5 protein-coding genes and 1 pseudogene are annotated in these 6,139 nt (G+C 73.4%); all 6 read left to right on the plus strand.

Translation table 11 applies throughout. From position 1 onward, the window contains the following. Positions 1 to 106: 106 nt before the first annotated feature. The 6 genes and pseudogenes from AC3EUV_RS02690 to AC3EUV_RS02715 all read left to right on the plus strand — a co-directional run bounded on the left by AC3EUV_RS02690 (position 107) and on the right by AC3EUV_RS02715 (position 5,975). Positions 107 to 784 (plus strand): winged helix-turn-helix transcriptional regulator, encoded by a 678-nt coding sequence (locus tag AC3EUV_RS02690; protein WP_435602040.1) that lies wholly within the window; start codon positions 107 to 109, stop codon positions 782 to 784. Continuing rightward, positions 781 to 1,295 (plus strand): annotated as a pseudogene (locus tag AC3EUV_RS02695) (phosphatase domain-containing protein). Before AC3EUV_RS02690 ends, AC3EUV_RS02695 begins: the two are co-directional and overlap by 4 nt. Positions 1,296 to 1,387: 92 nt before the next feature. Continuing rightward, entirely contained in the window at positions 1,388 to 2,458 is a 1,071-nt protein-coding gene (locus AC3EUV_RS02700) for a glycosyl hydrolase family 18 protein (protein WP_435602042.1), read from the plus strand. A gap of 162 nt (positions 2,459 to 2,620) precedes the next feature. Next, positions 2,621 to 3,619 (plus strand): NADPH:quinone oxidoreductase family protein, encoded by a 999-nt coding sequence (locus AC3EUV_RS02705; RefSeq protein ID WP_432140720.1) that lies wholly within the window; start codon positions 2,621 to 2,623, stop codon positions 3,617 to 3,619. Then, complete coding sequence (locus tag AC3EUV_RS02710; RefSeq protein ID WP_432140721.1) at positions 3,616 to 4,818, plus strand: acyl-CoA dehydrogenase family protein; 1,203 nt, start codon at positions 3,616 to 3,618, stop codon at positions 4,816 to 4,818. The genes AC3EUV_RS02705 and AC3EUV_RS02710 overlap by 4 nt, the downstream gene beginning before the upstream one ends. After that, positions 4,815 to 5,975 (plus strand): acyl-CoA dehydrogenase family protein, encoded by a 1,161-nt coding sequence (locus AC3EUV_RS02715; RefSeq protein WP_432140722.1) that lies wholly within the window; start codon positions 4,815 to 4,817, stop codon positions 5,973 to 5,975. The genes AC3EUV_RS02710 and AC3EUV_RS02715 overlap by 4 nt, the downstream gene beginning before the upstream one ends. Positions 5,976 to 6,139 lie beyond the last annotated feature (164 nt).

Consider the following 6,139-nt stretch of genomic DNA (forward strand, 5'->3'; position numbering starts at 1 on the left):
CTCCCGGTACCTCGCTCACCGCGCGGCGCGGCAGCATTCGTGACAACGTACTTGGTTTTACCAAGCCGGTACTTGGAAAGTCCAACCTCTGTCTATGCTTGGTGTCATGCCGCGCCGAAGTTATGACCAGTACTGCGCCGTCGCCCGGGCCCTGGATGCCGTCGGCGACCGCTGGACGCTCCTGATCGTCCGCGAACTGCTGGGCGGCCCCCGGCGCTACACCGATCTGCACGCCGACCTGCCGGGCGTCAGCACCGACATGCTCGCCTCCCGGCTCAAGGACATGGAACGGGACGGCCTGGTCACCCGCCGCCGGCTCGCCCCGCCCGGCGCCGCCTTCGTCTACGCGCTCACCGCCCGCGGGCGCGCACTGCTGCCCGCGCTCACCGCCCTCGCCGACTGGGGCGCCCCCGCCCTCGGCGAGCGGCGCCCGACGGACGCGCTACGGGCCCACTGGTTCGCGGTGCCCCTCATGACGAGGCTGGCCCGGTACTTCACGGACGGCACCGAGATCATCGATATCGCCCTCGACGAGGGCGAGTTCCATGTCGTCCTGAGTGGCGACGGGTCGGCAGTCGGCGACGACCCGGACGGCGGGCCCGGATATGCGGACGGCCCGGCCGAGCACCCCGACATCCGGCTGCGGATGGACACCGCGACCTGTGCCGATATCGCGTACGATCGCCTCTCCCTCGCACGGGGGATCGAATCCGGCCGGATCGCGGTCACCTCGCCCGAGGGGTCCGGTGGCCGGCAGCGACGGAAGAGGACGACAACGGCATGACGACGCGCCCCCTGGCGGTCTTCGATCTGGACGGCACACTCGCGGACTCCGGTCACCGCCGGCATCTGCTGCGGCGCACCCCGCGTGACTGGCGGGCCTTCTTCGCGGCGGCCACCGAGGACCCTCCCCCATGCCTTAAGGGCATGGGAGGTGCCCCCACCTCGCCGAGGGGGTGGCCCTGGCGCTGCGCAGCACCGAGGACTGCAAGGTCGTCTATCTGACGGGCCGTCCGGAGCGCTGCCGCCGGGACACCGTGGCCTGGCTCGCCCAACACGGCCTGCCCGAGGGGACGTTGTGGATGCGCCCCAACCATGACCGGCGCCCGGCGCGGCACACCAAGCTGGAGATCCTGCGCCGGATCGCCCGCGACCGGGAGATCCGCCATGTCGTCGACGACGATGAACTCGTCTGTGACGCCTGCGAGGAGGCCGGTTTCCGGGTCGTCCGGGCCCGCTGGGCCACCCCGTCCGAGACCCTGCGGGACGCCCAGCAGCGGGCCGGGCGCACCTAAGGGCTGACCCGTAGGGCGGCCGCCCGCCCCGCCCGCGTCCGTTCGGTCGAACTGACGGTACGTCAGCAATCGGACCGGGTAGCGCTCGGTGAATGGATCAAGCATCAGGAACCCGGTCGCGCACCGGGCTTGCGCTCCTGCTCACCGTGGCTTTGCTCGGCGCGCTCTGGACCCCGGCGGCCGCGGCGGCCCACGACCCGAGGGGCGCCCGGCGGACCGGCTCGGCCTGGCTGCCCTACTGGGGCGATGTCGACGCCGCCTACCGCGACGCGCTGCGGCACGCCGCCCAGCTGCACACCGTCAGCCCCTTCTGGTACGAGACCTCCTCCGACACCACCGTCAAGGGGCACACGGGCGCCGGGCGGCGCGACATCATCGACGGACTGCACGACGCCGGGATCGATGTCGTGCCCACCGTGACCGAGACCCTCGGCGCCGCGAAGATGGCCGAGCTGATGCACGACCCGCAGCGCCGGCGCGACCATGTCGACACGCTGCTGGACCTGGTCGAGAGCCGCTCCTACGACGGGCTCGACCTGGACTACGAGGCGATGGCCCTCAGCGGTGACCGGGAGGACCGCGACCGGGTGCGCACCGGCTACAACGCGCTCGTCAAGGAACTGTGCGCCCGGCTGCACGACCGCGACAAGCAGTGCGTGGTCACGGTGCTGGCCCGGGTCCGCGGCAGTGGCCAGGCCTTCGACTACGAGCGGCTCGGCCGGTACGCCGACCGGTTCCGCATCATGGGCTACGACCTGCACTGGTCCGGTGGCGACGCGGGCCCGCTGTCCGCCAGGGACTGGTACGACGAGTTCCTGCGCTACGCCACCGACACCGTCCCCCGGCACAAGATCGAGGTGGCCTTCCCGGGCTACGGCTGGGACTGGATCAGCGGGGTCACCGGCCATGCGGCCCATGTGACCTGGAAAGAGGCCGAGGCACTGCGTGAACGGGAGGACGCGGAATACCTCTTCGACGAGGTGTCCGGCACCCCGCACTTCACCTATCGCAAGGACGGCGAGGAGCACGAGGTCTGGTACCAGGACGGCCGCGGCGCCCGCGCGCAGCTGCCGCTGCTGAGGAAGTACGGGGTGCGCGGCACCGGCCTGTGGGCGCTCGGGTTCGAGGACCCGGACTTCTGGTCCGCGCTCCGCGACGGGTAGCCGGCGCGGCCGCGGACGGTGTGCCCCGCGCCGCGGTGCGCCCGCGCGATGGAGTGGCGGAGACTGTTCCCTACGGGATACCGACCGCTTAGTATGTCGCCTGGCGAGGGGGCCGGTGTGCCCTCCGCTCCACCGCGTACCCAAGGTCTGTGGAGGCACCAGGTGAAGGCATGGCGCGTACACGCGAACGGTGAGCCGCGTGCGGTGATGCGGCTGGAGGAGGTGCCGGACCCGCAGCCGGGGCCGGGGCAGCTGCTGCTGCGGGTGCGGGCCGCCAACGTCAACTTCCCGGACGCCCTGCTGTGCCGCGGCCAGTACCAGGTGCGGCCGCCGCTGCCGTTCACCCCGGGCGTGGAGATCTGCGGCGAGGTGCTCGCCGTGGGGGAGGGCGCGACCGGGGAGACCGGTGCGCGGGTGCTGGCCCAGCCGCCGCTGCCGGACGGCGGCTTCGCCGAACTCGTGGTCGTCGACGCGGCGACGGTACGCCCGGCCCCCGAGGCCCTGGACGACGCGGAGGCCGCCGCGCTGCACATCGGCTACCAGACCGGCTGGTTCGGACTGCACCGCCGGGCCCGGCTCCAGGCGGGCGAGACCCTGCTGGTGCATGCCGCGGCGGGCGGCGTCGGCAGCGCCGCGGTCCAGCTCGGCAAGGCCGCGGGCGCGACGGTCATCGGTGTGGTGGGCGGCCCGGACAAGGCCCGCACCGCCCGTGAACTGGGCTGCGATGTCGTCCTCGACCGGCGCTCCGACGACCTCGTCGCCGCCGTGAAGGAAGCCACCGGCGGCCGTGGCGCGGACGTGGTCTACGACCCGGTGGGCGGCGAAGCGTACGCCAAGTCCGTCAAGTGCATCGCCTTCGAGGGCCGGATCGTGGTCGTCGGCTTCGCCGGGGGTGCCATCCCCACCCCGGCGCTCAACCACGCGCTGGTGAAGAACTACACGATCCTGGGCCTCCACTGGGGCCTGTACAACACCAAGGACCCGGCCGCCATCGACGCCTGCCACGAGGAGCTCACCAAGCTCGCCGCCCAGGGCGTCATCAAGCCGCTGATCGGCGGACGTGTCCCGCTGGAAGGGGCCGCCGACGCCGTGCAGCGGGTCGCCGACGGCACCTCCGTCGGCCGGCTCGTGGTGGTCCCCGGAGCGGAGGAGGCCCGATGACCGACGCCGCTGACCTGCGCCGCCGCACCGCAGAGCTGCTCGCTGCCCATCCTCCGGCCACCACGGACCGGCTGGAGTTCCTGCGCGCCCGCTTCGACGCCGGGCTCGCCTGGGTCCACTTCCCCAAGGGCCTCGGCGGACTGGACGCGCCGCGCTCCCTGCAAGCCGTCGTCGACGAGGAACTGGAGGCCGCCGGGGCCCCCGGCAACGACCCCGGCCGGATCGGCATCGGCCTGGGCATGGCCGCGCCCACCATCCTGCGCTTCGGCACCGACGAGCAGAAGCAGCGCTTCCTGCGCCCCCTGTGGACCGGCGAGGAGGTGTGGTGCCAGCTGTTCAGCGAGCCCGGGGCCGGCTCCGACCTGGCGGCGCTGGCGACCCGCGCGGTCCGGGAGGACGGCGGAGAAACCGGGAGCGGGGGTGACTGGATCGTCGACGGCCAGAAGGTCTGGACGTCCAGCGCACATCTGGCCCGCTGGGCGATCCTGATCGCCCGCACCGACCCCGACGTCCCCAAGCACCGCGGCATCAGCTACTTCGTGTGCGACATGACCGACCCCGGCGTCGAGGTGCGTCCACTGCGGCAGATCACCGGCGAGGCCGAGTTCAACGAGGTGTTCCTCACCGGTGTCCGGATCCCCGACGCCCACCGTCTCGGTGCGGTCGGCGAGGGCTGGAAGGTCGCCCAGACCACGCTGATGAACGAGCGGGTCGCCATCGGCGGCGCCCGTATCCCCCGCGAGGGCGGCATGATCGGCGTCGCCGCCGCCGACTGGCGCGCCCGCCCCGAACTGCGCACCCACGACCTGCACCAGCGGCTGCTGAAGCTGTGGGTGGAGGCCGAGGTCGCCCGGCTGACCGGTGAACGACTGCGCCAGCAGCTCACCAAGGGGCAGCCGGGCCCCGAGGGCAGCGGGATGAAGCTGGCCTTCGCCCGGCTCGCCCAGGAAATCAGCGGCTGGGAGGTGGAGTTCCTCGCCGAGGACGGGCTGACCTACGACGACTGGACGATGCGCCGGCCCGACGGCGTCGACTTCACCGGCCGCGAGGCCGGCTACCGCTATCTGCGCGCCAAGGGGAACTCCATCGAAGGGGGCACCTCGGAAGTGCTGCTCAACATCGTCGCCGAGCGTGTGCTGGGGCTGCCGCCCGAGCCGCGCACCGACAAGGACGTCGCGTGGAAGGACCTCCCCCGATGAACGACGGGACCACCCTGCCCGGCGCCGCGCCCGACCCCGACCTCCTCTACTCCGAGGACGAGGACGCGCTGCGCGCCGCCGTACGGTCGCTGCTCGCCGACCGCGGCGATGCGGCCACCGTGCTCGCCGGCCTGGAGTCGGACGTCGCCTACGACACCGGCCTGTGGCACTCCCTCGCCGCGGAGATCGGCACCGCGGGCCTGCTGGTGCCCGAAAAGCTCGGCGGCGCGGGCGCGACCGCCCGGGAAGCCGCCGTGGTGCTGGAGGAGACCGGCCGCGCCGTCGCCCCCGTCCCCTATCTGACCAGCGCGGTCCTCGCGGTGACCGCCCTGCTCGGCTGCGAGCACGGCCGCGGGGACGTCGCCGCGTCGCTCGCCGCGCTGGCCGAGGGCCGCACCGTCGGCGTGCTCGCCGTCCCGCTGCCCACCGCCCCCGGCGGGCTGTCCGGTCCGGCGTCCGTACGGGCCGATGCCGGCGGCGCCCTGACCGGCCGGGTGACCTCGGTCGCCGATGCCGCGGCCGCCGAGCTCCTGCTCGTCCCGGCCCAGGGACCCGACGGACCGGCCCTCTACGCGGTGGACCCCTCGGCGGGCGGGGTGCGCACCGAGACCGTCACCCCGCTCGACCTCACCCGCCCCCTGGGCCACCTCACCTTCGACGGTGCCCCCGGCCGCCTCCTGGCCACCGGGGACCGCGCCAGTGCCACCGTCGACCGCGCCCTGCTCACCGGCGCCGGACTGCTCGCCTCGGAGCAGCTGGGCATCGCCGAATGGTGTCTGACCGAAACCGTGCGGCACACCGCCGAGCGCACCCAGTTCGGCCGCCCCGTCGGCTCGTTCCAGGCGCTCAAGCACCGGATGGCCGCCCTCTGGCTGGACGTGGCCTCGGCCCGCGCCGCCGCCCGGAACGCCGCCGACGCCCTCGCCACCGACAGCCCCGACGCCGCGGTGGCGGTGGCCGTGGCCCAGGCGTACTGCGCGCCGGTGGCGGTTCGCGCCGCCGAGGAGTGCGTCCAGCTGCACGGCGGCATCGGCATGACCTGGGAGCACCCGGCGCATCTGTACCTCAAGCGGGCCAAGAGCGATGAGCTCGCCCTCGGCTCGCCGGGGCGGCACCGGGAGGCCCTGGCGGGGCTGGTCGGGATCGCCGCACCCTAGGGCCTGTCGTCAAACTCCCGCCTGCCCCGCGACGCCTGGCACGCACGCTCGCTGCGTTGTCGGATCGTCCACGTAGACCCACTACGAGGACGACCCTCCGCCTTGCGATCGCACGCACCAGACGCCGCGGGGCCTGCCCTTCGGGCAGACGACGGGAGTTTGAC

The organism is Streptomyces sp. bgisy130 (assembly GCF_057708345.1).